General features: G+C 71.5%; 18 protein-coding genes and 1 pseudogene. 15 read left to right on the top strand and 4 right to left on the bottom strand.

The window, feature by feature from the left end:
- Nucleotides 1-30: 30 nt before the first annotated feature.
- Nucleotides 31-1,062 (bottom strand): LacI family DNA-binding transcriptional regulator, encoded by a 1,032-nt coding sequence (locus QQS16_RS06865; protein WP_286060714.1) that lies wholly within the window; start codon nucleotides 1,060-1,062, stop codon nucleotides 31-33.
- A 184-nt stretch (nucleotides 1,063-1,246) separates the two neighbouring features.
- Here QQS16_RS06865 and QQS16_RS06860 point away from each other — a divergent pair, with 184 nt between their 5' ends.
- A complete protein-coding gene (locus QQS16_RS06860; protein WP_286060713.1) occupies nucleotides 1,247-2,026 on the top strand; it encodes a fumarylacetoacetate hydrolase family protein in 780 nt (259 codons plus the stop codon).
- A 172-nt stretch (nucleotides 2,027-2,198) separates the two neighbouring features.
- On the opposite strand, the gene QQS16_RS06855 is transcribed toward QQS16_RS06860, so the two are convergent.
- Complete coding sequence (locus tag QQS16_RS06855; RefSeq protein ID WP_286060712.1) at nucleotides 2,199-3,467, bottom strand: MFS transporter; 1,269 nt, start codon at nucleotides 3,465-3,467, stop codon at nucleotides 2,199-2,201.
- Nucleotides 3,468-4,213: 746 nt separating this feature from the next.
- Here QQS16_RS06855 and QQS16_RS06850 point away from each other — a divergent pair.
- The 8 genes from QQS16_RS06850 (at nucleotide 4,214) to QQS16_RS06815 (ending at nucleotide 13,953) form a co-directional block, all read left to right on the top strand.
- Nucleotides 4,214-5,215, top strand: a complete 1,002-nt coding sequence (locus QQS16_RS06850; protein WP_286060711.1) for a C-terminal binding protein — start codon at nucleotides 4,214-4,216, stop codon at nucleotides 5,213-5,215.
- Complete coding sequence (locus QQS16_RS06845; RefSeq protein WP_286060710.1) at nucleotides 5,215-6,279, top strand: phosphotransferase family protein; 1,065 nt, start codon at nucleotides 5,215-5,217, stop codon at nucleotides 6,277-6,279. The genes QQS16_RS06850 and QQS16_RS06845 overlap by 1 nt, the downstream gene beginning before the upstream one ends.
- 81 nt (nucleotides 6,280-6,360) lie before the next feature.
- Complete coding sequence (locus QQS16_RS06840) at nucleotides 6,361-6,891, top strand: cupin domain-containing protein (protein WP_286060709.1); 531 nt, start codon at nucleotides 6,361-6,363, stop codon at nucleotides 6,889-6,891.
- A 266-nt stretch (nucleotides 6,892-7,157) separates the two neighbouring features.
- Nucleotides 7,158-7,973 carry a FadR/GntR family transcriptional regulator gene (locus QQS16_RS06835; RefSeq protein ID WP_286060708.1) on the top strand — a complete coding sequence of 272 codons (816 nt, stop codon included), beginning with the start codon at nucleotides 7,158-7,160 and terminating at the stop codon, nucleotides 7,971-7,973.
- Nucleotides 7,954-9,096: a galactonate dehydratase gene (gene dgoD / locus QQS16_RS06830; RefSeq protein WP_286060707.1), complete on the top strand. Its 1,143-nt coding sequence runs from the start codon at nucleotides 7,954-7,956 to the stop codon at nucleotides 9,094-9,096. The genes QQS16_RS06835 and dgoD overlap by 20 nt, the downstream gene beginning before the upstream one ends.
- A gap of 38 nt (nucleotides 9,097-9,134) precedes the next feature.
- Nucleotides 9,135-9,980, top strand: a complete 846-nt coding sequence (locus QQS16_RS06825) for an oxygenase MpaB family protein (protein WP_286060706.1) — start codon at nucleotides 9,135-9,137, stop codon at nucleotides 9,978-9,980.
- A gap of 67 nt (nucleotides 9,981-10,047) precedes the next feature.
- A complete protein-coding gene (locus QQS16_RS06820; RefSeq protein WP_286060705.1) occupies nucleotides 10,048-12,291 on the top strand; it encodes a serine/threonine-protein kinase in 2,244 nt (747 codons plus the stop codon).
- Nucleotides 12,292-12,378: 87 nt separating this feature from the next.
- Nucleotides 12,379-13,953 (top strand): phytoene desaturase family protein, encoded by a 1,575-nt coding sequence (locus QQS16_RS06815; protein WP_286060704.1) that lies wholly within the window; start codon nucleotides 12,379-12,381, stop codon nucleotides 13,951-13,953.
- A gap of 237 nt (nucleotides 13,954-14,190) precedes the next feature.
- Here QQS16_RS06815 and QQS16_RS06810 read toward each other — a convergent pair whose 3' ends face one another.
- On the bottom strand, nucleotides 14,191-15,978 hold the full coding sequence (locus QQS16_RS06810) for a serine hydrolase domain-containing protein (RefSeq protein ID WP_286060703.1): 1,788 nt from the start codon (nucleotides 15,976-15,978) through the stop codon (nucleotides 14,191-14,193).
- 167 nt (nucleotides 15,979-16,145) lie between these two features.
- Here QQS16_RS06810 and QQS16_RS06805 point away from each other — a divergent pair, with 167 nt between their 5' ends.
- The 3 genes from QQS16_RS06805 to sigJ all read left to right on the top strand — a co-directional run bounded on the left by QQS16_RS06805 (nucleotide 16,146) and on the right by sigJ (nucleotide 20,108).
- On the top strand, nucleotides 16,146-17,255 hold the full coding sequence (locus tag QQS16_RS06805; protein WP_286060702.1) for an NAD(P)H-dependent flavin oxidoreductase: 1,110 nt from the start codon (nucleotides 16,146-16,148) through the stop codon (nucleotides 17,253-17,255).
- On the top strand, nucleotides 17,252-18,805 hold the full coding sequence (locus QQS16_RS06800; protein WP_286060701.1) for an acyl-CoA synthetase: 1,554 nt from the start codon (nucleotides 17,252-17,254) through the stop codon (nucleotides 18,803-18,805). The genes QQS16_RS06805 and QQS16_RS06800 overlap by 4 nt, the downstream gene beginning before the upstream one ends.
- A 436-nt stretch (nucleotides 18,806-19,241) precedes the next feature.
- Nucleotides 19,242-20,108, top strand: a complete 867-nt coding sequence (sigJ, locus tag QQS16_RS06795) for an RNA polymerase sigma factor SigJ (protein ID WP_286060700.1) — start codon at nucleotides 19,242-19,244, stop codon at nucleotides 20,106-20,108.
- A 98-nt stretch (nucleotides 20,109-20,206) separates the two neighbouring features.
- Here sigJ and QQS16_RS06790 read toward each other — a convergent pair.
- Nucleotides 20,207-21,166 (bottom strand): annotated as a pseudogene (locus QQS16_RS06790) (penicillin acylase family protein); the annotation flags it as partial.
- On the opposite strand from QQS16_RS06790, the gene QQS16_RS06785 reads away from it, so the two are divergent.
- The 3 genes from QQS16_RS06785 (at nucleotide 21,131) to QQS16_RS43905 (ending at nucleotide 24,391) form a co-directional block, all read left to right on the top strand.
- Nucleotides 21,131-22,687: a recombinase family protein gene (locus QQS16_RS06785; RefSeq protein ID WP_286060698.1), complete on the top strand. Its 1,557-nt coding sequence runs from the start codon at nucleotides 21,131-21,133 to the stop codon at nucleotides 22,685-22,687. The pseudogene QQS16_RS06790 and the gene QQS16_RS06785 sit on opposite strands and share 36 nt — an antisense overlap.
- 282 nt (nucleotides 22,688-22,969) lie before the next feature.
- Nucleotides 22,970-23,572, top strand: coding sequence for a helix-turn-helix domain-containing protein (locus QQS16_RS06780; protein WP_286060697.1), 603 nt, complete (start codon nucleotides 22,970-22,972; stop codon nucleotides 23,570-23,572).
- A 90-nt stretch (nucleotides 23,573-23,662) separates the two neighbouring features.
- Nucleotides 23,663-24,391, top strand: coding sequence for a hypothetical protein (locus tag QQS16_RS43905; RefSeq protein ID WP_502963772.1), 729 nt, complete (start codon nucleotides 23,663-23,665; stop codon nucleotides 24,389-24,391).
- Nucleotides 24,392-24,458 lie beyond the last annotated feature (67 nt).

The following is a 24,458-nucleotide window of genomic DNA, read 5'->3' as shown; positions in this document are numbered from 1 at the left end:
TCGGCGTTCGTGGGTGAGACTGCCCCTGGCTCAGACGGACCTGGACGGAGCCTTCCCGGCAGGCGGTGCCGTGCTGCCGCGCAGGACCAGCGATCCGGGGGAGACCGACGTGTACGGGCCGTCGTTGCCCGGCTTGGTCTTGAGCCGGCGCATCAGCCACAGCGCGCATCCGGTGGCCATCTCCTGGATCGGCAGCCCGATCGTGGTCAGTCCGGGCCCCCACCAGGAAAACCCCGGCTCGTCCCCGAACCCGACCACGGACAGCTCCCCGGGCACCTTCACGCCCTGCTCGGACAACTCCTCCAGGACCCCGATGGTGAGCTGAACCGATCCCAGCACGAGCGCGGTGGGCACGTCCGGCCCCTTCAGCAGCCGGCGCACCGCCTGGCGGCCGTGATCCACGGACGACGGCGGTCCCAGCTCCGCCCGCCCGGCGTCGTCGGGCAGGCCGCCTTCGCTGAGGGCGCTGCGAAAGCCGCGCAGGCGCTCCGCACCGGTGGGCAGTTCCTCCGGGCCGCCCACGTATGCGAGGCGGGTGTGCCCCTGAGCGACCAGGTGGGCCGCGGCCTTGCGCAGCGACTCGTGGTCGTCCACACCGAACCACTGGGAACCGAGCAGCGGATGGCGGCGCAGCAACTGAAGGTGCGGCAGGCCGCGCAGGAGCTTGACGGAGTCGCCGTGCGGGCGTGCGGTGGGCACGATGATGACGCCGGCCACACGGTTGGCGGACAGCTCGCGCAGGTGGCGCAGCTCCACCATCCGGTCGTCGTCGGTCTCCGAGAGCATCAGCTGGAAGCCCTCGGCCTCCATGTTCTTGGACAACTCGTGCGCGATCGTCGAGTAGAAGCTGTTGCGGATGTCCGGGATGACCAGCGCGACCACGTTGCTGGACGCTCCGCGCATCATCCGTGCAGCCCGGTTGCCCACGTATCCCATCTCGGACGCGGCCTGGCGGACCCGGAACTTGGTCTCCTCGCTGATGCGGGGATCGTCGGAAAGTGCCCGGCCGACCGTCGAGACGGAGATTCCGAGGCGTTCGGCGATGTCCTTGGTCGTGATCACGTAAGGGCCCCCTCGAGCCGACTCGTCCCGCTGCCGTCACCTTCCGTATGCCAACGATAGCATTTTCGTCGCGCTGTGTGGTCGGGGAGGTGGCGGTACCAGGTGATCATTGACTTTGTGCTAACGTTAGCATTGCTGAATGGGCCGTGCAGCCGCCCGCGGCTGCCTAGTTGCGGAGGTGTCCGTGCGGATCGTCAGGTATGCCGTCAGCGGCGTGCGTCACTACGGAGAGCTGGAATCCGGTGACGAGAGAATCGCGCGATTCGACGGTGATCCCTTCACCGGACTGTTCCCTACCGGGGACGTCGACGAAGTCGGCGACGTGGTCATTCTTCCGCCGCTCGAGCGACCCCGGATCTTCGGGTTCGCCTACAACTACGCCTCGCACGTCGACGAGACCGACCGCGAGATTCCGGAAGTTCCCGTGTGCTTCATGAAGCCGAGCACCGCGGCGATCGGACCGGGTGACGCGATCGTCTATCCGGCGGATGGCGAACTGATCCATTTTGAAGGCGAGTTGGTCGTCGTCATCGGAAAGGAGGCCCGCCATGTGAAGCCCTCCGAGGCCCATGAATACATCCTCGGCTATACGTGCGGCAATGACGTCAGCGACCGCATCGTCCAGCGCAAGGAGAGCGCATTCGGAACGCTGCTGATCGGCAAGGGGCAGGACACGTTCGCCCCCCTCGGGCCGGTCATCGCGACCGAACTCGACCCCTCTGGCCTGTCCCTGACGACCCGTCTGAACGGCGCCGTCGTGCAGTCGGCGAGCACCGCCGACCTGCTGCTCGCCGTTCCCGGCATCGTCAGTTACCTCAGCCGCTATCTGACACTGCTGCCCGGAGACGCGATCATGACCGGCACACCGTCCGGCGTCGGGCCGATCCGCCCCGGGGACGAGATCGAGGTGGAGATCGAGGGCATCGGTGTCCTGCGCAATCCGGTCGTGGCCGAGAGCCTCTGACGTCGGCCCCTTTCCGGGTGATCGCGCCACGGGGCCTGCCCACCGCTCGGCGGTGGGCAGGCCCCGTGGCATGTAGGCGGCGGCCTTCGTGTGCTGTCGGAGAAACGCCGCCGTGTGGCACCGGGCGGGCGCCCGGTGCCACACGGCGGCAGATGTCCGGCGGACCGACTCGCTAGTGGACCGCGTTGTTGAACTTCGAGGGGCGGACGAAGGTCAGGGCCAGGGCGCCCGCCAGTGGCAGCACCGTGACCTGCAGCAGCCCTGCCCGGTCCCAGCCGAAGGAGTCCACCAGGGCGGCGAAGAGCAGGCCCGAGAAGGCCGCCGGTCCGTAGTAGCTGGTGACGAAGAGCCCGGAGGCGCGTCCGATCTGCGCGGGGCGGACGGCCCGCTGTATCGCGCTGTTGGTGTTGGGGTAGACGAAGCCCAGGCCGAAGGCGCCCATGAGGAAGGCGAACACGCACTGCATGCCGATTCCGGCCTGCGTCTCGTAGATGCACACGCTGACGGCGGAGACGGCCAGCATGCTCAGGATCAGCAGGTTGCGCTGGTTGAAGCGGTCACCGAGCCAGCCGCCGAAGATGGCCGTCATGCCGCCGAAGCCGAGGCAGCTCATGGCCAGGGCGGCCTGCTCGGAGGTGTAGTGCAGCGAGGTGATGAGGAACGTCGGGTAGAGACCGAGGAACCCGTAGATCGCCACACCGCTGAGGACCGCGTGGACGGCCAGGGCGATGGTGTTGCGGTTGTAGGCGGAGGCCGGCATGTACGCGTAGGTCTTGGTCGAGACGACCTTCTCGGCGGCGTGTTCGGTGAGCCCGGTTTTCACGAGGAAGGCGGCGGCGGCGGCGATCAGCAGGCCGGCCGCGCCGAACAGGTAGAACGGCGAGTGCCAGGTGCCGTGCATGCTCATGAGCTGGACGCCGATGAGCGGGGCGATGAACACGCCGACGGAGTAGCCCACGCCGATGACGCCGAAGGCGAGGCCCCGCCGGTGGGCGAAGAAGGCGCCGATCGCCGCGAAGATGGCGGCGGACTGCATGCCCTCCCCGAAGCCGGAGACGACCCGGTACAGGGTCATGTCGGCGAAACCGGTGGCCAGAGGCGTGGCCATGGTGCCCAGGGAGTAGATCACGATGCTGACCAGCAGCACCGTCTTGCGGCGGAAGCGGTCCAGGAGGTAACCCGCGGGCAGGCCGGCCAGGGCCATGCCGAGGGTGAAGTTCGTCGCCAGCAGCCCGCCCTGCTCCAGGGAGAACCCGTACTCCGCGCGGATGTTGGGCAGCAGGGGAGGAAAGACCTGGCGGTCCATCGCGTTGACCATGTAGGAGAGAACCACCACCAGGAAGCCCACCCCGATCATCGGGCGGGACAGGGGGGCCGGGGTCTTTTCCTGCGTGTCGCTTGCGGGCACCGCACTGGTGTCGACTTGCGCTGCGTGAGTCATAGCGGCTCCTGAGGAGGAATGGGCCACGGCAGGCCGCGGCGGATCCATCGCCGGTACGGGGCCGTACGGGCGATGAAGAGAAGCGGTGAGCGGAACACGGACTCGAGTCGACGACGGCGATGGTGTCGGCGACTGGCGGAATGAGGGCGACGGGCTGCCGCGCGGTCGGACACCGCATGCGGAATTCAGCCGTATATCGCCCGTCGGGGACGTCCGTGGCCATGGCGTCATCGACAGCCGGACCCCGTGCGGACACTTATCGGTCACACGGTCGGCGCTGGCAGAAACCATGAGGGCGAAGTCTCTTGCGCGTCAAGGTGTGAACGCCGGATTTCTTCGGCGTTTCTCGATTTCCCGTGATGGCCGGGCTCCTCGGAAGCGGAGCGAGCCCCGCGGCAGGGATGCCGACGGCCGGGTACGCGGCGCACTCTTGACGTGAAGAAGGCGCGGAATGCTATCGTTAGCACCACGTGGCTGTGACAAAGTGATTCGACGTGCCCCGAGATCTCGTGATCCGTTCCAGGGGCATCCCGCGGCGCCCGCACCGACCACAAGTCGGCGAGCGCCGGCGACCCCGACCCGAGCCCAGCGACCCCCTCCCTCCCCCCGCCCTGGCGGCCGACGGCCAACCGGACATGCCGACGGCCGCCCTTCCGGGTGGTGATCAGACCCGCTCATCGGACGCGACCGGGCGTGACACCCGGCCGGTCCGCCGCGGCCGCACGATTCTGCGAGGACGACCTGCCATGAACCCACCGAGCCGCCCAGGCACCGTGCTGCTCACCGACTACGCCTGGCCCGACGACTCCGTCGAGCGATCGGTCATCGAGGAGGCCGGCCACACCCTGGTGACCGGCCCCGCCGAACCCGCCTCGGCCGAGGCGATCGAGGACCTGGTGGCCGAGCACCGGCCCGCCGCAATTCTGACCTGCTGGGCCCCGGTCTCCGCCCCCGCGATCGGCACGTCGCCGGATCTGCGGATCGTGGCCAGGCTCGGGGTCGGACTCGACAACATCGCCGTGGACGCCGCCACCGAGCGCGGTGTGTGGGTCACCAACGTGCCGGACTACTGCGTCGAGGAAGTCTCCGACCACGCCGTCGGCATGGTGCTGGCCTGGACGCGGGGCCTGGCCGTGTCCGACCGGGAGGTCCGCGCGGGCCGCTGGGATCCCGTCGGCGCCCGGCTGCGCCGACTGTCGACGCTGACCTGCGGCGTCGTCGGATACGGGCGCATCGGACGCGCCACCGTGCGCAAGCTCGGTGCGTTCGGTTGCCGGATCCTGGCCCACGACCCGCATCCGCCGAAGGACGCCCCAGGAGTGGAGATGGTGGGGCTGGAGGAGCTGCTGCGTCGCAGCGACGTGGTGATCCTCCATGTGCCGCTCACGCCGGACACGCACCACATCATCGGCGCCGAGCAACTGGAGCTGATGCCACCGGGCGGTCTGCTGGTCAACGTCAGCCGGGGCGGTCTGGTGGACACCGACGCGGTCGTCAAGGCGCTGGACAGCGGACACCTGGACGGAGCCGCCTTCGACGTACTGGAGAGTGAACCGCACGTCCCCGCGGAGCTGCTCGACCAGCCGGGAGCGCTCCTCACCCCGCACATCGCCTTCTCCTCCGACGCCTCCGTCACGGAACTGCGCCGCCGCGCCGCCGAGGAGGTCGTACGGATCCTGGCGGGCGAGGCACCGGCCCATGCCTGCAACCGCCCCCTCGGTCCGACCACCGGGTCCGGTGACCGGTGATGAGCCCGACCTCCGCGCAGGTGAGCCCGGGCCCGGTGCCCGACCTCGCGCTGGCCGACTTCCTGACCGCCCACGAGCTCGCCGGACCCGGCGAAGCCGCCCGCTGGACGCCGCTGGCCGGCGGTGTCTCGTCCGATCTGTGGCGAGTGGACCTGCCGGGACGTTCCCTCTGCGTCAAACGCGCCCTCGCCAAGCTGAAGGTCGCCGCCGACTGGCAGGCGCCGGTGTCGCGCAACGCCTTCGAATGGGCGTGGATGCGGTTCGCGTCCGGGCACCGCCCGGACAGTGTGCCCGAACTGCTGGCCCACGACCCCGAAGCCGGCCTCTTCGCGATGGCGTTCCTGCCACCCGAGGACTACCCCGTGTGGAAGGCGCAGCTGCTGCGCGGCGAGGTGCGGCCGGCGACCGCGGCGGCCGTCGGAGAGCTGCTCGGCACCCTGCACGCGGCGAGCGCCGGCGACGTAGACCTCGCCGCGGAGTTCGCCACCGACGACAACTTCCACGCGCTGCGCATCGAGCCGTACCTGCTGGCCACCGCTACCGCACACCCCGGTCTGAGCGACGTCCTCCAGGGCCTCGCCGACCGTACGGCCACCACGCATCTGGCGCTGGTGCACGGTGACGTCAGTCCCAAGAACATCCTCGTCGGACCGTCCGGGCCCGTGCTGCTGGACGCCGAGTGCGCCTGGTACGGCGACCCGGCCTTCGACCTCGCCTTCTGCGTCAACCATCTGCTCCTCAAGAGCCTGGTGGTACCCGAGCACCGCGCCGATCTCCTGCGGTCCGCCCGAGTGCTGGTGGAGGAGTACGTCCGGTGCGTCGACTGGGAGCCCCGGCCGGCCCTTGAGGTGCGGGCCGCCTCATTGCTGCCGGCGCTGCTGCTCGCGCGCGTGGACGGCAAGTCCCCGGTGGAGTACCTCACGGACGACCGGCACCGGCTGTTCGTACGCACGGTGGCATCGGCCCTGCTCAGGGCACCCGCCCGGACCGTGGCGGAGGTCCTGGACGCCTGGGCGACCGAGCTCGGTCCCTCGACCGGGCCCGGCAACGGCCGATCCGGCTGAGCCGACCGCCCCGACCGATTCGACGGGTCCGGTGGCCCTTCGGATCCCACGGACCCCACTGACGCGATGGAGGAGAGACGCATGCGCAGAGTCGTCACCGGCCATGACGAGAACGGCAGGTCGGTCGTCGTCAGCGACGGTCCTGTGCCGCGCAGCCGTGAGTTCACCAGCCTGCCGGGCTGGGTGTCCCGCCTGCCGTGGGCCACCGAACCCGGCGAACCGGTCGGCCGGACCGGAGAGGACCCCACGCCGAAAGTCACCAGCCTGCTCCCGGCACCCGGCGGCACGCGGTTCATCGTGCTGACCTTCCCGCCGGACACCGCGATGGCCGACCCGGCGTTCGACCCCGTCGCCTTCGACCAGGAACAGCGGGCCGACTCGCCCGGCATCGCCGACCTCATGGAGCCCGACGGCATGCACACCACGCCGACCGTGGACTACGGCATCGTGCTGCGGGGTGAGATCGTCCTCGAACTCGACGACGGCCGGTGCACCCGCCTCTCGGCAGGGGACATCCTGATCCAGAACGGCACCCGCCACGGCTGGCGCAATCGAAGCGACCAACCGGTCACGATGGCCTTCGTCCTCGTCGGCGCGGAACGCGACGGCTGACGCGGCAGTCGGTTCGGGCGGTAACCGGGCTCCGTGGTTCCCTTGCGGGGTCGGCGATCCAGTCGCCGGCGAGTATGGGCGGGCCCCGGCCGCCGACGGGCCTGCCGTTCGCGTCCACGAGTTGGCCCGCCACCGCACGACATGGCCAGCACGCGAATACGGCAAGGGCCCGCACTGGCCGGCTGGCTGGCCGGCACGACGACGGTCGTCCGTGCGGACGGCCGTGCGCGGCCTCCGCGAACAGGATCAGAGCGGAAACGGAGAACGTGGTGACCCATCCGGGTAAGGGGCTGCACGGCCAGGCCGTGGAGGAGCTGGGCCGGCGCATCATCCGCGGCGACTACCCTCCGGGCTCCGTGGTGGACCCGATCAGGTTCGAGGCGGAGCTCGGTGTGAGCAAGACCGTGGTGCGCGAGGCGATGCGGGTGCTGGCGTCCAAGGGCCTGCTCGAGTCGAAGCAGAAGCGCGGTACCACCATCCGGCCCCGCGCCGACTGGAACCTGCTCGACAGTGACCTGCTGCGCTGGCAGGGCAGCAGCGCGCCGACCGACGACTTCCTGGAGGACCTCGCCGAGGTCCGAGCCATCGTCGAGCCCGCCGGAGCGCGGCTCGCCGCGACCCGCCGTACCGCCTCCGACCTGGACGCGATGCGGCAGGCGCTCGACGCGATGGCGGCGGCGGGTTCGGACGCCGACGCGATGGTCGAGGCGGACCTGGCCTTCCACCGCGCCCTGCTGGACGCCGCCCACAACGAACTGCTCAGCCGCATGGAGGTCGTCATCGAGGCCGGTCTGCGCGTGCGCGACCGGATCGTGCACGGCGCCCAGCACTTCTCCGACTCCATCCCCGTGCACCAGGAACTGCTCGACGCGGTCCAGGCCGGTGATCCGGACGCCGCCGTGGCCGCCGTCGCCTCCCTCCTGGCGCAGGCCTCCGACGACCTGGCGGTCGTACGGGCGCGGGACGACCACGACCACGACGACAACCACGATCCCGACGACGACCACGACCATGACGACGACCATGACGACTCGCCACCGACACGCGGTCGGAGGAAGGCCGTTGCAGATAACCGGTCTTGAGACCTTCCTCGTCGCCCCGCGCTGGCTCTTCCTGCGCGTCGCCACCGACGAGGGCATCACCGGCTGGGGCGAGCCGGTGATCGAGGGCCGCGCGGAGACGGTGCGCGCGGCGGTCCACGAACTCGCCGACCACCTCGTCGGCCAGGACCCGCTGCGCATCGAGGACCACTGGCAGGTTCTCACCAAGGGCGGCTTCTACCGCGGCGGCCCCATCCTCTCCAGCGCCGTCGCGGGCATCGACCAGGCGCTGTGGGACATCGCCGGCAAGACCTACGGCGTCCCGGTGCACCGACTGCTCGGCGGGCCGGTACGCGACCGCGTCCGGATGTACGCCTGGATCGGCGGGGACCGCCCGAGCGACGTGGCCGAGCTGGCCGAGGCACAGGTCGAGGCCGGCTTCACCGCCGTGAAGATGAACGCCTCGGCCGAACTCGCCTCGATCGGCACCCCGGCACGCACCGCCGAGGTGATTGACCGTGTCGCGGCCGTGCGCGAAGTGCTCGGTGACGAACGCGACATCGCCGTCGACTTCCACGGCCGGGTCTCCACCGCCATGGCCCGCCGCCTGCTGCCCCTGCTCGAACCGCTGCACCCGCTGTTCGTCGAGGAGCCCGTCCTGCCGGAACACTCGGCGCACCTGCGCGGCCTCGTGGAGTCCACGAGCATTCCGCTCGTCACCGGCGAACGCCTCTACTCCCGCTGGGACTTCCGCGAGGTCATGACCAGCGGCATCGCCGTCGCCCAGCCCGACCTGTCGCACGCCGGCGGCATCTCCGAGGTCCGCCGCATCGCGGCCATGGCCGTCGTGGTCCACGGCGGCTACGAGCTCGCCGAAGGGGGACGCCGGGTCGACGACAGGTTCCTGTACGTCGACATCCTCAGCGGCCGGCTCTTCGAGTGGTACGACGGCACCGGCCGGGCCCCGCGCCGGCTCGCCCGGATCGACGTGCCGTTGGGTGCCGTCGCCCCGGTGCACGACCGGCCGGACACCTGGATCGCCGCCGCGGGCACCGGCATCGCCCTGCTCACCCCCGACGGCGAACTGGAATGGCTGGACCGCCCGAGGTGGGCCGGCCCGCGCTGTCGGGAAGGGAGGGGGCTCGACCGTTCCGCACGGCCGTGACATCGTGGCCGCACGGACGCAGGCGGAGGTGAACCGCGATGGGCGAGGCCGACCCGGGACTGTTCGGCCCGGACTCCGTGACCTGGCAGGTGCACGCGGACCCGATCATGTGGGTCGCCGGTGTCCGGGCCCTCTACTTCCAGGCGCTGCACCCGCGCGTGGTACGCGGTGTCACGCAGAACTCCGACTTCCGCCGTGAGGCCTGGGGCCGGCTGATGCGGACCGCCAGTTTCGTCGGCACCACGACCTACGGCACCACCGAGGCCGCCGAGAAGGCGGGCGCCCGGGTGCGCAGGATCCACCGGACGCTCGGCGCGACCGACCCCGACACCGGCGAGCGTTACGGCGTCGACGAACCGGACCTGCTGCTGTGGGTGCACTGCGCCGAGATCGACTCCTACCTGCACGTCGCCCGCCGCTCCGGCTTCCCGCTCACCGACGCGCAGGCCGACCGTTACGTCGGCGAACACCGCGCCGACGCCCGCCTGGTGGGGCTCGACCCCGACGCCGTACCGGCGAACCAGGCCGAGCTGGCCGCCTACTTCGAGAAGGTGCGGCCGGAACTTGCCGTCGGAGAAGAAGCACGCGCGGTGGACGACTTCCTGCTCCGCCCGCCGGCGCACCCCCTCCTCGTCCCGGCGCGCGAGCTGCTGTGGCGGCGCGTGGCGCACCTGGCGTACGCCGCCCTGCCGCCGTACGCCCACGAGCTGTACGGCAGACCGGCCCCGGAACCCGCCACCGTCACCCGCCGGTTGCGTGCCACGGGCACCCTGCTGCGCGGCATTCCCGCACGTCTGCGCTGGCAGCTCCCGCCCAAACACATCCTGCGTGCCATGGCCCGCCTCGGCCCGGACGCCCGCCCCGCCCCGTACAAACTCGGATGACCGCTCGCCATACTGGACAGGACAGGGGAGGTCGGAGTGCGGTGACGACGGGGGCGGTCGCAGGAGCATGGGGGACAGCAGACTGATCCAGGGCCGGTACCGGCTGCTCGACGTGATCGGGCGCGGCGGTATGGGCGAGGTGTGGCGGGCGCGCGACGAGTCGCTGGGCCGGCAGGTCGCCGTGAAGTGCCTCAAGCCGCTGGGCGGGCACCACGACCAGTCCTTCACCCAGGTCCTCAGGGAACGGTTCCGGCGCGAGGCGCGGGTGGCCGCCGCCCTCCAGCACCGCGGCGTGACCGTCGTCCACGACTTCGGCGAGTCCGACGGCCTTCTCTACCTCGTCATGGAACTCCTGGAGGGCCGCAACCTCAGCCAGGTCCTGGAGGACAACAAACAGCATCCGCTGCCCGTGTCCGACGTCGTCGAGATCGCCGACCAGGTCGCCGCCGCCCTCGCCTACACCCACCAGCAGGGCATCGTGCACCGCGACCTGAAACCCGCGAACATCGTGCGGCTGACCGACGGCACCGTGAAGATCTGCGACTTCGGCATCGCCCGCCTCGGCCACGACATCGGCTTCACCTCGCGTCTCACCGGCACCGGCATCGCCATGGGCACCCCGCACTACATGTCCCCCGAGCAGATCAGCGGCACCGAGGTCGACCAGCGCAGCGACCTGTACTCGCTGGGCTGCGTGCTCTACGAGATCGCCACCGGGGCACCCCCCTTCGACCTCGGCGACGCCTGGGCGATCCTCGTCGGCCACCGCGACACACCTCCCCGCCCACCGCGCAGCCACCGCGCCGATCTGCCGGAATACCTGGAACAGGTCATCCTCGACCTGCTCGCCAAGCATCCCGGGCAACGCCCCCACGACGCCCGCGAGCTGGGCCGCCGGATCAGCGCGGGCCGCGCCACACCGGTGTACGTACCCACCGTGGTCAGCCCGCGGCCCACGCTGCGCCCGCCCGAGCCGGTGCCGTCCCGCGAGACCCGCCTGCCGTCCTGGACCCGGGGCATGACCACCGGCCACAAGGCCACCGGCGCCGGCCTCGGCCTCGGCGCACCTCCCGACGCGGGAGCGGGACTGACCGGCGAGTGGATCCCGCGCCCGCCCGGCGGCCGGCCCGAGGAACCCGTCCCCGACACACCGCCCGCCCCCTCCCCGCAGGCCGTCACCGCCCTGGCCGGACGGCACAACGCCGGGCTCAGCCTGGGGCGGCTCGGCCGCTGGGCCGAGGCCGGCGAGGTTCACCGCGCGGTCGCCGCCGAACGCGGACACCTGCTCGGCCCCGACCACCCCGACACCCTCGCCAGCCGCTACGAGGTCGCCTTCACCTACAGCCGCACCGGTCGCGCCGCCGACGCCCTGCGCGAGTACAAGCACGTCGCCCGCGCCCGCAGCATCGCCCTCGGCCCGGACCACCCCGACACGCTCGCCGCCCGCCAGGAGATGGCCTACGTCCTCGGCCAGCTGGGGCGCCACTTCGACGCCCACCAGGTGTACAACTCGGTGCTCGCCGCCCGCGAGCGCACCATGGGCGCCGACCACCCCGACACCCTGCGCTGCCGCCACAACCTCGCCTTCAACCTCAGCAGGCTCGGCCGGCTGGAGGACTCGTACCGGATGGCCTGCGAGGTGGCGGACGCCCGCGCCCGGGTGCTCGGCCCGCACCACCCCGACACGCTGGTCACCCGCTACGAGGTCGCCTACGCGCTCGGCCAGCTGGGCCGCTGGCCGGAGGCCCTGCGGACCTACCGCGACGTCGCCGAGGCCCGCGCCCAGGCCCTCGGCGCCGACCACGCCGACACCCTCGCCGCCCGCTACGAGGTCGGTATCAGCCTCGGCCGCCTCGGCCGCAGCTCCGAGGCACTCCAGCTCTACCGCGAGCTGATCGACGACCGCACCCGCGTCCACGGCCCCGCCCACCCCGAGACACTGCGCGCCCGGCACGGCCTCGGCGTCAACCTCGGCCGCCTCGGCCGCTGGGAGGAGGCACTCGCCGAGGCCCGTGACGTGTGCGCTATCCGGGAGCGAGTCCTCGCCCCCGACCACCCGGACACCCTGGTCAGCCGCCGCGAGGTCGCCGTCGGCCTCGGCTGGCTCGGCCGCTGGAGCGACGCGCTGGCCGAGTACCGCCGGGTGGCCGCCGCCCGGGAGCGGGTCCTGGGCGCCGACCATCCCGACACCCTCGCCAGCCGCAACGACGAGGCCCACTGTCTGGAACAGCTCGGGCGGGGCGCGGAGGCCGTCGAGCTGTACCGCAGGGTGGCGGTGCTGCGGCAGCAGCGGGCGACGGGCGGCCCCTGACCGCCGGGCCGGGGCGACACTCCGGGGCACTGACCCAGGTGCGGCTCACCTCTGGCCGACCCGGATCACCCCGTGTTACCAAGAACCATGCCTGCACACGAGGGACACCGGACGTACGACGCCGTCATCGTGGGCGGCGGCCACAACGGCCTCGTCGCCGCCGCCTACCTGGCCCGGGCCGGACGCTCCGTCCTGGTCCTGGAGCGGCTGGACCGCACGGGCGGCGCCGCCGTCTCCACCCGTCCGTTCACCGGCGTGGACGCACGGCTGTCGCGCTACTCGTACCTGCTCAGCCTGTTGCCGAAGAAGATCGTGCGTGATCTCGGCCTGACCTTCCGGGTCCGCACCCGGACCGTCTCGTCGTACACCCCCGTCGAGCGCGACGGCCGGCCGACCGGACTCCTGGTCGGCGGCGGCGAGCGGCGCACCCGGGAGGCGTTCGCCCGGCTCACCGGCGGGGAGCGCGAGTACGAGGCCTGGCAGCGGTTCTACGGCATGACCGGCCGCGTCGCCCAGCGGGTCTTCCCGACGCTGACCGAGCCGCTGCCCACCCGCGACGAGCTGCGCCGCCGCGTGGACGACGAGGAGGCGTGGCGGGCCCTGTTCGAGGAACCGCTCGGGGTGGCCGTCGAGGACCGTTTCAGCGACGACCTGGTGCGGGGCGTGGTCCTCACCGACGCCCTCATCGGGACGTTCGCCGACGCTCACGACCCCACGCTGCGGCAGAACCGCTGCTTCCTCTACCACGTCATCGGCGGTGGCACCGGCGCCTGGGACGTGCCCGTGGGCGGCATGGGAGCCCTCACCGACGCCCTGGCCGCGGCGGCGCGCGCGGCGGGCGCGGTCCTGGCCACCGGGCACGAGGCCGTGCGGATCGACACGGACGGCCGCACCGCCGAGGTCGCCTACCGGACGGGTGACAGCGAGGGGGTCGTGGCCGCCCGCCACGTCCTGGTGAACGCCTCCCCGCAGGAACTGGCCAGGCTCACCGGCGACCGGCCGCCGGCCCCCGCCGAGGGCGCCCAGCTCAAGGTGAACATGCTCCTCGAGCGGCTGCCGCGACTGCGCGACGACGCGGTGAACCCGCGCGAGGCGTTCTCCGGCACCTTCCACATCGCCGAGGGCTACCAGCAGCTGGCCACCGCCCACGCCCAGGCCGCGTCCGGCGAACTGCCCGTCGCCCCGCCCTCCGAGATCTACTGCCACTCGCTCACCGACCCGACGATCCTCGGTCCCGACCTCGTCGAACAGGGCTACCAGACCCTGACACTCTTCGGCCTGCACACCCCCGCCCGGCTCTTCGAACGGGACAACGACGCCGTACGCGACGCCCTCCTGAAGTCGACCCTCGCCCAGCTGGACGCCCACCTCGCCGAGCCGCTCACCGACTGCCTGGCGACCGACGCGGACGGACGGCCCTGCATCGAGGCGAAGACCCCCCTCGACCTGGAGCGGGACCTGCGCCTGCCCGGCGGCAACATCTTCCACCGGGAGCTCGCCTGGCCGTACGCCCAGCAGGACACGGGCCGCTGGGGTGTGGAGACCGGGCACGCGAACGTGCTGCTCTGCGGAGCGGGTGCCGTGCGCGGGGGCGGCGTCAGCGGGGTGCCGGGGCACAACGCGGCGATGGCCGTACTGGAGGGTGAGGTGCTCGCCGACTGAGGGCCGGTGTCCGTGGCGGAGGGGCTGGGTGGCTGAGGGCCGGTTCGGTGTCCGTGGCGGAGGGGCTGGGTGGCTGAGTCCACGGCTCCCGCTTCCGCCTCCGGACCTGGCTCCGGTTCCGGCACCCTCCGGTCCGGCACCGTTCCGGTTCCGGCACCGTTCCGGCGCCAGCTCCGGTCCCGGCACCGCTCCGGCGTCGGCGCCCGTCCGCGCCCCGGCCCGCGCGCGGCGCGGCCGTCAGTCGGCGGATGCCGTCCAGCCCGCCGTCTCGATCCGCGCCGAGTCGGCCGGGCGTGCCTCGTCGAAGAGGACACCGTCCGCCGCCTCGACGCGCAGTCCGTCGACGTAGGCGCCGCGGCCGACGTACAGCCGGTCGGTCGCGTACCTCCAGCGCACGCTCACCCGGCTCGCGGCCGGCAGCGCGGCCGTGAGGCGGTGCCACACCCGCCCCGACCAGCCGGTGGCCGTGCCCGCCGGGTGCGGTCGCGCCGGCTCACCGGGCCGCTTCGTCGTGAACGGCACCGGCTGCCAGCTCTCGCCCCCGTCCGTCGTGGCCTCCAGGACGAGCACGTCCGCCTGCTCGATGTCCCACCACACGGCACAGCGCAACCGCGCTCCGCCCGCGGACGTGTCGAGGGCGGGCAGGGTGAGGGTGGCGCTCGTGGCGCTCGCCATGCCCGAGAACCACGCGGCACGTCCGTGCGCGGGGCGTACCGCGACGGCACGCGCCAGGGCGTTCCCGGCGGCCACCCGGGGCGCGGAGCCGGACCGCCAGGTGCGCACCGGATGCACGGAGTTGCCGAGCACGACCAGGAACGAGTCGGTGGTCGGGTCGAGGACCAGCGAGGTGCCGGTGAAGCCGGTGTGGCCGGCCGTGCGCGGAGTGGCCATCGCGCCCATGTACCAGTGCTGGTGGAGCTCGAAGCCGAGGCCGTGCTCGTCGCCGGGGAAGGCGGTGTTGAAGTCGGTGAACATCAGCTCCACCGACTCCGGGCGCAGGACGCGGGCCCGGCCGTGGACGCCGCCGTTGAGCAGCGTCCGGGCGAGCACGGCCAGGTCCCAGGCGTCGGAGAAGACGCCCGCGTGGCCCGCGACTCCGCCGAGGCTGAAGGCGTTCTCGTCGTGCACCTCGCCCCACACCAGCCCGCGGTCCAGACCGGACCAGGGCTTGCGGGCGTCCTCCGTGGCCGCGATCCGCGGTTTCCAGGACGCGGGCGGGTTGTAGCGCGTGTGTCGCAGCCCGAGCGGCCCGGTGACCTCGTCGTGGAGGAGGGTGTCCAGGCGGCGTCCCGTGATCCGCTCCAGCACCAGCTGGAGCGAGATCAGGTTGAGGTCCGAGTAGAGGTACGTGGAGCCGGGCGCGTTGAGGGGGGCCTCGTTCCAGACGAGCCGCAGCTTCTCCTCGTACGTCGGCGCGCTGTACAGCGGGATCCAGGCGCGGAAACCCGAGGTGTGGGTGAGCAGCTGACGGATCGTGATGTCCTGCTTGCCCGCCGCGCCGAAGTCCGGGAGGTACCCGGCGACCTTTCCCTCCAGCTCCAGCGCGCCCCGCTCGATCTGCTGGACGGCGAGGATCGAGGTGAACAGCTTCGACACCGAGGCGAGATCGAAGACGGTGTCCTCGGCCATGGGGATCTGCCGGTCGGCCGGGAACTCGACGCCCGTGTCGGTCTTCTCGTCGTACGCCTGGTAGCGCACCGCCATGCCGATCGGCTGGTGCAGCGCCACGGTGCCGCCCCGTCCGGCGAGCAGCACGGCGCCCGCGTACCAGGGACGCCTGGGGGAAGGGGCGAGGAACGCCTCGGCGTCGGTGACCAGTTGGCGCAGGTGGGCGGGGAGCAGGCCGGCGCGTTCCGGGGAGCCGCGGCGCAGCGTGGGGCGCGCGGACCGTGTGGCGGCGGGCGCCGGTCCGGCCGGGAAGGGGGCGATGGCGAGCGCGCCGCCCAGGGCCAGCGCTCTTCGGCCCAGTTGACGCCGGCTCGGTCCGCGTCCGTCCGGGGCCTTGCCGCCCGCGTCCTCGGTCATGGGTGAACCTCCCGCTGCCTGAAAGTATCTTTCCGGGATCACCGTGCGCTGTGAAACTTTCGGGTCAGGCCGTGCGGCGTGTCAACGGGGCGGGCCGGTTCCGAAAAATCTGACGGAGCATCAGGAAACCTCTTCCGTCGTCCGGAGGACTGCGGCATCCTGCGCCCATGCAGACGGAGCTGAGCAGGACACTGGGAATCGAGCACGCCGTCTTCGGCTTCACGCCGTTCCCCGCCGTCGCCGCGGCCATCAGCCGGGCGGGCGGCTTCGGCGTGCTCGGCGCGGTCCGCTACACCGCCCCCGACGACCTCAGGCGCGACCTCGACTGGATCGAGGCGCACGTCGACGGCAGGCCGTACGGCCTCGACGTCGTCATGCCCGCGAGGAAGGTGGAAGGGGTCACCGAGGCCGACATCGAGGCGATGATCCCCGCGGGACACCGGCAGTTCGTCCAGGACACCCTCGCCAAGCACGGGGTGCCCGAACTCGCCGAGGGCGAGGCCTCCGGCTGGCGCATCACCGGATGGATGGAGCAGGTCGCCCGCAACCAGCTCGACGTCGCCTTCGACTATCCGATCCGGCTGCTCGCCAACGCGCTCGGCTCCCCGCCCGCCGACGTGGTGGCCCGCGCCCACGACCAGGACGTGCTCGTCGCCGCGCTCGCGGGCAGCGCCCGGCACGCCCGCAAGCACCAGGAGGCGGGCATCGACATCGTGGTCGCCCAGGGCTACGAGGCCGGCGGCCACACCGGCGAGATCGCCTCCATGGTGCTCACGCCCGAGGTCGTCGAGGCCGTCGATCCGCTGCCCGTGCTGGCCGCCGGCGGCATCGGCAGCGGGCAGCAGGTCGCGGCGGCCTTCGCGCTCGGCGCCCAGGGGGTGTGGCTGGGCTCCCTGTGGCTGACCACCACGGAGGCCGACCTCCACTCGTCCGCCCTCACCCGCAAGCTGCTCGCGGCCGGCTCCGGCGACACCGTCCGCTCCCGCGCCCTCACCGGGAAGCCCGCCCGGCAGCTGCGCACCGAGTGGACCGACGCCTGGGACGACCCCGACGGGCCCGGCACGCTGCCCATGCCGTTGCAGGGGCTGCTGGTCGCCGACGCGGTCTCCCGCATCCAGAAGTACGAGGTCGAACCGCTGCTGGGAACACCCGTCGGCCAGATCGTCGGACGGATGACCAGCGAACGCAGCGTGCGGGCCGTCTTCGACGACCTCACCAGCAGCTTCGAGCGAGCCGTCGACCGCGTCAACCGCGTCGCCGGAAGGAGCGGCCAGTGACCAGCACACCTCCCGTCGGTTTCTGGGCCCAGGCCGTCCAGGATCCCGACCGCACGGTCATGGTCGCCCCCGACGGCGCCGAGTGGAGTGCCGGACGTCTGCACGCCGCCGCCAACCGTCTCGTCCACGGCCTGCGCGCCGCCGGACTGGAACGGGGCGACGCCTTCGCGGTCGTGCTGCCCAACGGCCCGGAGTTCTTCGCCGCCTACCTCGCCGCCAGTCAGGCCGGCTTCTACCTCGTCCCCGTCAACCACCACCTCGTCGGCCCCGAGATCGCGTGGATCGTGTCCGACTCGGGCGCCAAGGTGCTCCTCGCCCACGAACGCTTCGCCGGCCCCGCCCGTCACGCCGCCGACGAGGCCCGCCTGCCCGCCACCCACCGATACGCGGTCGGCACCGTCGAGGGCTTCCGGCCGTACGCCGAACTCCTCGACGGGCAGCCGGAGTCGGCGCCCGCCGACCGCACCCTCGGCTGGGTCATGAACTACACCTCGGGCACCACCGGCCGCCCGCGCGGCATCCGGCGCCCGCTGCCCGGCAAGCCGCCCGAGGAGGCGTACCTCGGCGGCTTCCTCGGCATCTTCGGCATCCGTCCGTTCGACGGCAACGTGCACCTCGTCTGCTCGCCGCTCTACCACACCGCCGTCCTCCAGTTCGCGGGCGCGTCCCTGCACATCGGCCACCAGTTGGTGCTGATGGACAAGTGGACGCCCGAGGAGATGCTCCGTCTCATCGACACCCACCGGTGCACGCACACCCATATGGTCCCGACCCAGTTCCACCGCCTGCTGGCGCTGCCGGACGACGTCAGGGCGCGCTACGACGTCTCCTCCATGCGCCACGCCATCCACGGCGCCGCCCCCTGCCCCGACCACGTCAAACGGGCCATGATCGACTGGTGGGGCCACTGCGTGGAGGAGTACTACGCGGCCAGCGAGGGCGGCGGTGCCTTCGCCACCGCCGAGGACTGGCTGAAGAAGCCGGGCACCGTCGGCAAGGCCTGGCCGATCAGCGAACTCGCGATCTTCGACGACGACGGCAACCGGCTCCCTCCGGGCGAACTCGGCACCGTGTACCTGAAGATGAACACCGGCGGTTTCTCCTACCACAAGGACGAGGCCAAGACGCGGAAGAACCGTATCGGTGACTTCTTCACCGTCGGCGACCTCGGTCACCTGGACGAGGACGGCTACCTGTTCCTGCGCGACCGCAAGATCGACATGATCATCTCGGGTGGGGTCAACATCTACCCGGCCGAGATCGAGTCCGCCCTGCTCGCCCACCCCGCCGTCGCCGACGCCGCCGCCTTCGGCATCCCGCACGACGACTGGGGCGAGGAGGTCAAGGCCGTCGTCGAACCGGCGCCCGGCCATGAGCCCGGCCCCGCCCTCGCCGCCGCGCTCCTCGGCCACTGCGCCGAGCGGCTCGCCGGGTACAAGCGGCCCAAGAGCGTCGACTTCGTCGCCGAGATGCCCCGCGACCCCAACGGCAAGCTCTACAAGCGGCGGCTGCGGGACCCGTACTGGCAGGGGCGCGCCCGGCCCGTGTGACGGGACGCCCAAGGGTGGCGGCGGCCCTGGACGCAGTGGACGCCGGCCGGTGCTGGGTGCTTCCTCCACCCACGCCCTGGACGCGGGCCATCGCGCCCGGCAAACCGGTGGGCGGTCCGCTCACCGTCGTCGACGACACCCCCGTACCCCTCGCACGCACGGCTGCCCGAACCGGTGTGCCCGCTCGGCGGGCCCCCGCCCGAGAAGGCGCCCGCCGCCCTCTCCCGGTCGCGGTCGGTGGCGGAAGCGTGGCCTTCCCGCACGGACCGCTCGGTGCGGGCAACGCGCGCGTGGCCCTTACCCCGAATCGGCCTCCTCGTCACACCGGGTGGCGCGACGGGTACGCGGCGGAGTTGACTGGGGCGGTCACCGCGCGCTGGACGCGCCCACCGCACACATCAGACCGTCCGTCGAACGACTGGGAAGGACACGGGCATTGGAAACCCCGGAACCGGCGACCGAGCAGTTCGAGACCTACCGTCCCCTGCTGCTCGGGCTCGCCTACCGGCTGCTCGGCAGCATGCGGGAGGCCGAGGACATCGTCCAGGCCGCCCGTCTGCGGTGGACCGGCACCGATCGCGCCGGGACCCGAGAACCCCGGACCTTCCTCGTCACCGTCGTCTCGCGGCTCGCCCTCGACCAGCTCGGGACGGTGCGGACGACCCGCGAGGCGTACCCCGGGCCCTGGCTGCCCGAACCCGTGGCCACCGACGCGCTCGGCCCGCTGGACACGGCCGAGCTGCGGGACACCGTGGCCTACGCCACCGTCCATCTGATGGAGCGGCTGTCACCGCCCGAGCGGACGGTGCTGGTCCTGCGCGAGGCCTTCCGACTGGGCTACGGCGAGACCGCCCGCATCCTCGACGCCACCGAGACCAACTGCCGCCAGACACACCTCCGGGCCGTCCGCCGACTCGCCGCCGGACGTGACCGGTTCACTCTTGCGGATGATGCACACGCCAAACTGTTGACGCGCTTCCTGGAGGCGGCGCAGAGCGGCGATCGGGCCACGCTGGCCGACATCCTGGCCGACGACGTGGGCGCCTGGAACGACGGCGGCGGCAGGGTCAGGGCCGCCCCGCGGCCGATCGAGGGCCGCGACCAGGTCATCACGTTCGTCACCGGCCTGACCGCCCGCCACCCGTTCGGATCGGCCCGTCCCGTGCACGTCAACGGCCGGCCCGCCGTCGCCCTGACGGTCGACGGGGTCGACCAGGTGGTCACGGTCGACGTACGCGACGGCCGCATCGGGGGCATCTACGCGATCCTCAACCCGGACAAGCTCGGCCATGTCTCGGCCTGACGGGCCGTGTGGTCCCGCCACATGGGTGACGGGACCACAGCGTCGGCGCCCGGGGCCCGGACGCCGGCGGTCGACGCCGGTACGCGCCGACGCCGCGGTCAGCGTTCGCGTACCCGGACGATCCGCAGTCCGGGCGCGGACAGGACGTCCTTCTCGCAGAACCGGGACGTCACCCACCGCTCACCCGAGAACAGCCGCGTCTGGTCGCTGAAGTGCGGCGAGTCCGGGTTCGACGACTGGGAGTACGTCAGCAGCGTGCGGGCCACCGGGCAGCGGCCGCCGTCCCAGCCCACGGCCTGCACGTAGCTGGACCCGGTCGTCACCTCCGGATAGCCGCCGGACGCCGGACTCCACACGGGCTCCACCTTGTTCCACACGCCCAGCGACTCGGTGCCGCCGTGCACGGGGAGGTGCCGGCCGTTCCGCACGACGAACTGGTGCTCCCCGAGCCGGGAGTCCAGCGCGATGCCGGCCGCCCGCAGCTCGGCGACCGCGTCCGCGAGGGCCGTGGCGAAGCCCGGCGCACCCGTGTTCAGCGTGTGCGGGGTGCGGACCGGATCGGCGGCCGAGAACGGCACCTTCCACAACTGGGCCGCCGGCACGGTCGCCGTCAGTCTCCGCCAGAACCGGTCGAACAGCAGCGCGCCCCGGCTGCCGGTGTCCATGGAGCGGTCCCACGCCGCGAGCACCCCGCACGCCTCACGCACGTCGACGGCCGTGCCGGCACTGCCCGTCGCCGTACCGCCCGGCAACGCGGCACACGCCTTCGCCGCGTCGGACACGGCCAGACCGGCCGCGGGCACCCGGTTGGCGAACTGCTGTGCCTGGAGGTCCCGTACGGTCAGACGGCCCTTGCCGGCCAGCGCCGCCACGTCCTCGATCGCGCCCCGGGTGCGCAGCGAACGCGGCGTGCCGACCGTGCCGAAGATCCGCTCGTAGCCGGTCAGCGGCCGGTCCGCGTTGGCCAGCCAGGCGCTGTCGTTGGAGTTCTCCAAGAGCATGATCAAGGCATATTGTGAAGTATGGCTATCACCGCGAACTCCCGGATACGGGGGGTCATCTATGCCCGGCTGTCTGATGGGTCGGCCAACACTCCGTCACAGGTGAGGCGCTGCCGCGAACTTGCTGCCCGATTGGGTGTCGACATTGTGGCCGTGAAGGTTGACGACGACCGCACTGCCATGGGGAAGAACGGTCAACGGGCCGACCGGCCCGCGTACGATGAGACTGTCGACATGCTCGTCTCCGGAGCGGCGAATGCTGTGCTGTGTCTGCACACCGACCGCCTGTACCGCCAGAGCCGCGACCTTGAGCCACTCATCGATGTCGTCGAGAAGACGCACGCGATGGTCTACCCGGTCGAGACTGGCGCACTTGACCTCACTTCCGCCTCCGGCCGGATGGTGGCGCGCATGCTGGCGGCCGTGGCGACTCATGAGGTGGAACGCGCCAAGGAACGTATGCGCGACAAGAAGGAAGACCTCCGCGCGGCGGGCACCAACCACGGTGGCCCCCGCGCTTTCGGCTACCAGAAGGTCCGTCCGCATGCGAAGGGGGAGGCCCCGCAGGTCCCCCAGATTGATCCACGTGAAGCCGAGCTCATTCGCGATGCGGCGAACTCTGTGCTCGCCCGTTCCGCCGCCCCGGAGACGGGCCTGACCCTCGCTGGCATCTGCCGGGCGTGGAACGCGAAGAAGGTGACCACACCGCGCGGCAACCCGTGGACGGTGCCCAGTCTGCGCAAGATGTTGCTCTCCCCGCGCATCGCTGGACGCATTGCGCACAAGGGCCAGGACGTGGGTTCCGCCCAGTGGGAGCCGATCCTGGAGTACGACACGTGGCTCGCAGTGCGCACCGTGCTGACCGACCCCGCCCGCTACACACATCTCAGTGCACAGCACGATGGCAAGACTGTGCGATATCTCGGCTCCGGCCTCTACCGGTGCCACTGCGGTGCCGTAGTCCGACCGGGTGGGGCCAAGAGCGGACAGCCCCAGCTGTACCGCTGCACCCAAGGAGGTCACGTGAGCCGGATCGCCGCCCCTATCGACAACTTTGTCGAGCGCGTCATCGTGGCCCGTCTCTGTCGAGTCGACGCCTACGACCTGTTCCAGACGCCGACGGTCATCACCGGTCCGGACTCGGCTGCCCTGACCGTTCGGCACGCAACCCTTACCGCCCGCCTCGATGCCCTCGCATCCGCCTTCGCTGACGATGACGACGCCGACCCCGTCGAGTACCGCGCCGCATCCCGCAAGCTCAGGGAGAGGATTGGGGTCGTCGAGAAGGAGATCGCTGAGGCGGTAGCGTTCGCGGCCTCAGCGAGAGGATCAGACCAGCTCGGTGACGTGGACCGCCCGGAACTCGCCCGGCGGCATGCTGCCGACCCGGACGATGCCTTGGCCTGGTGGCGTGAGGTGTACTCCCTTGAACGGCGACGCAAGATTCTGGACATGCTGGCCACGGTTACCCTGGTGCGCGCCCGGCAGGGACGGCCAGCAGGCTTCGTACCTGGCAGAAACCAGGGCTACTTCAACCCGGCCTCTGTGCTCATCGAGCCGAAGGGCGGCGCCCAGTGAGTGATCATATCGCCATCACCGCAAGCGGCTATGAGATCACCTGTCGCCGGGCTGGCGCCGAAGAGTCACTTTGACGGCAGCGGAACGCGATCGGCTTGCCGTTCTCCAGTGTGCGGCGCCTGGCCCGCCGCATACGAGACATGCCTGCCGTCGACCAGGGGCGTGATAGTGGGGTGCGGACAGTCGGTGCTTGCCGGCTTGACTAGTGCTGAATTCCGCTTTCGGTGGGTATAGCTGCTGGTAGCGGGGTGGTTGCGGGTGCTCGGGGGCGGGTGCTGGACGATGGTGTTACGGGTACGGCCGGGCCGTGATGAGGGCGAGCAGGCGGTGGTCCACCGTCTGGCGGCTGCCAGGAAGGCGCCGAAGGTTCTGGTGGAGCGGTGCCGGATGGTGGAGCTGAGCTGGGACGGCTGGCTGGTCCCGCAGATCGCCGACGAGCTGAGGTGCAGTCAGAGGACGGTGCGCCGCTGGCTGCACCGCTTCAACCGCTTGGGGCTTGATGGCCTGGAGGATCTGGGCGGGCAGGGCCGCAAGCGACGGATCACCGAGGCCGAGCGCTCCCGGATCATCGCGATGGTCAAGCAGACCCCGCCCGGCCGGCTTGAGGTGCAGCCGTCGAACGAGATGTGGGCCGCGGACGAGTCGGGACCCTCGGAGTGGACCTTGGACGCACTAGCTGCCGCGGCCCAGGACCTGGGAATCGAGGTCAGCCGCTCCCAGGTGCGCCGCATCCTGCTGGCCGAGGGCGTGCGCTGGCGGCGCACGCGCTCGTGGACACGCCCGAGAGATGCGGACTTCGCGGGAAAAGGACGCGGATCGTCGAGCTCTACACCAGCCCGCCCGCCGGCGCGACGGTCGTCTGCGCCGACGAGCTCGGCCCGGTGATCCCACGCACTTTCCCGCCGGCACCGGGCTGGTCACCGGACGGACACCGCATCAAGAACGAGATCGACTACTCCTGCGGACCAGCTCACGATGACCGCCACCTCCCGCAACAGCGCCTTCTACCAGCAATTCCTTCAGTTGGTAGAGGATGCCAACCCCGTCGGGGACATCTATGTGATCACCGACAATCTGTCCTCGCACAACAGCGTGTCCACCCGAACCTGGCTCGAGGATCACCCCCGCATCAGGCACGTGTTCATCCCGGTCGGTGCCTGCTGGCTCAACCTCCCCGGGCGGCGACGCCGCGACGGATCCCCCCTCGATCAGCGGCGGATCGGGCCGCCCCGCGCACAGGTGCGACGCGTGAGCACCTGCTGCGGCTGTGACGCTCGGGCGTCGTGGTGGGAGGGATGGACGCCGGGCACCGGTTCACGTGTCCGTTCCGATCACCGGCTCGGGGTGGATCCGGCGGGATCAGTCCCCGATGGTGAGGACAGCGTCATGCCTGACGCCCCTCCGGTACAAGACACCATCGCCTTGGACGGCGACGGATCCTGCATCGCCGAGGCGCGCCACCGCGCGGTGGACTTCCTCACCCGCGTGCAGGCCGAGCACGGCCTGCCGGTGTCCGCACGCGCGATGGACCTGACCCAGCTGGTGGTCAGCGAGCTGGTCACCAACGTCTTTTTCATTCATCCATCAGAGGGACGAGGCATCGCACAGGACGTACATCTCGCCGGGAGCGTCCGGCACGATGTACGAAACGTGACCACCACGGCCACCCGCTCGACGGGCTCCACGACCACACCCGCTAAATGAGGCAGCAACCGCCCCAAATCCCCTGACCGCACACCCGGTAGATGCCCAGTTCAGCCGGACAGCATCA

Origin of the sequence: Streptomyces sp. ALI-76-A (assembly GCF_030287445.1) — a bacterium.
In the GTDB taxonomy this organism is placed as follows: Bacteria; Actinomycetota; Actinomycetes; order Streptomycetales; family Streptomycetaceae; genus Streptomyces.
Note: the sequence above shows the minus strand (reverse complement) of the source record. Positions and strands in the feature narration are given on the sequence as shown.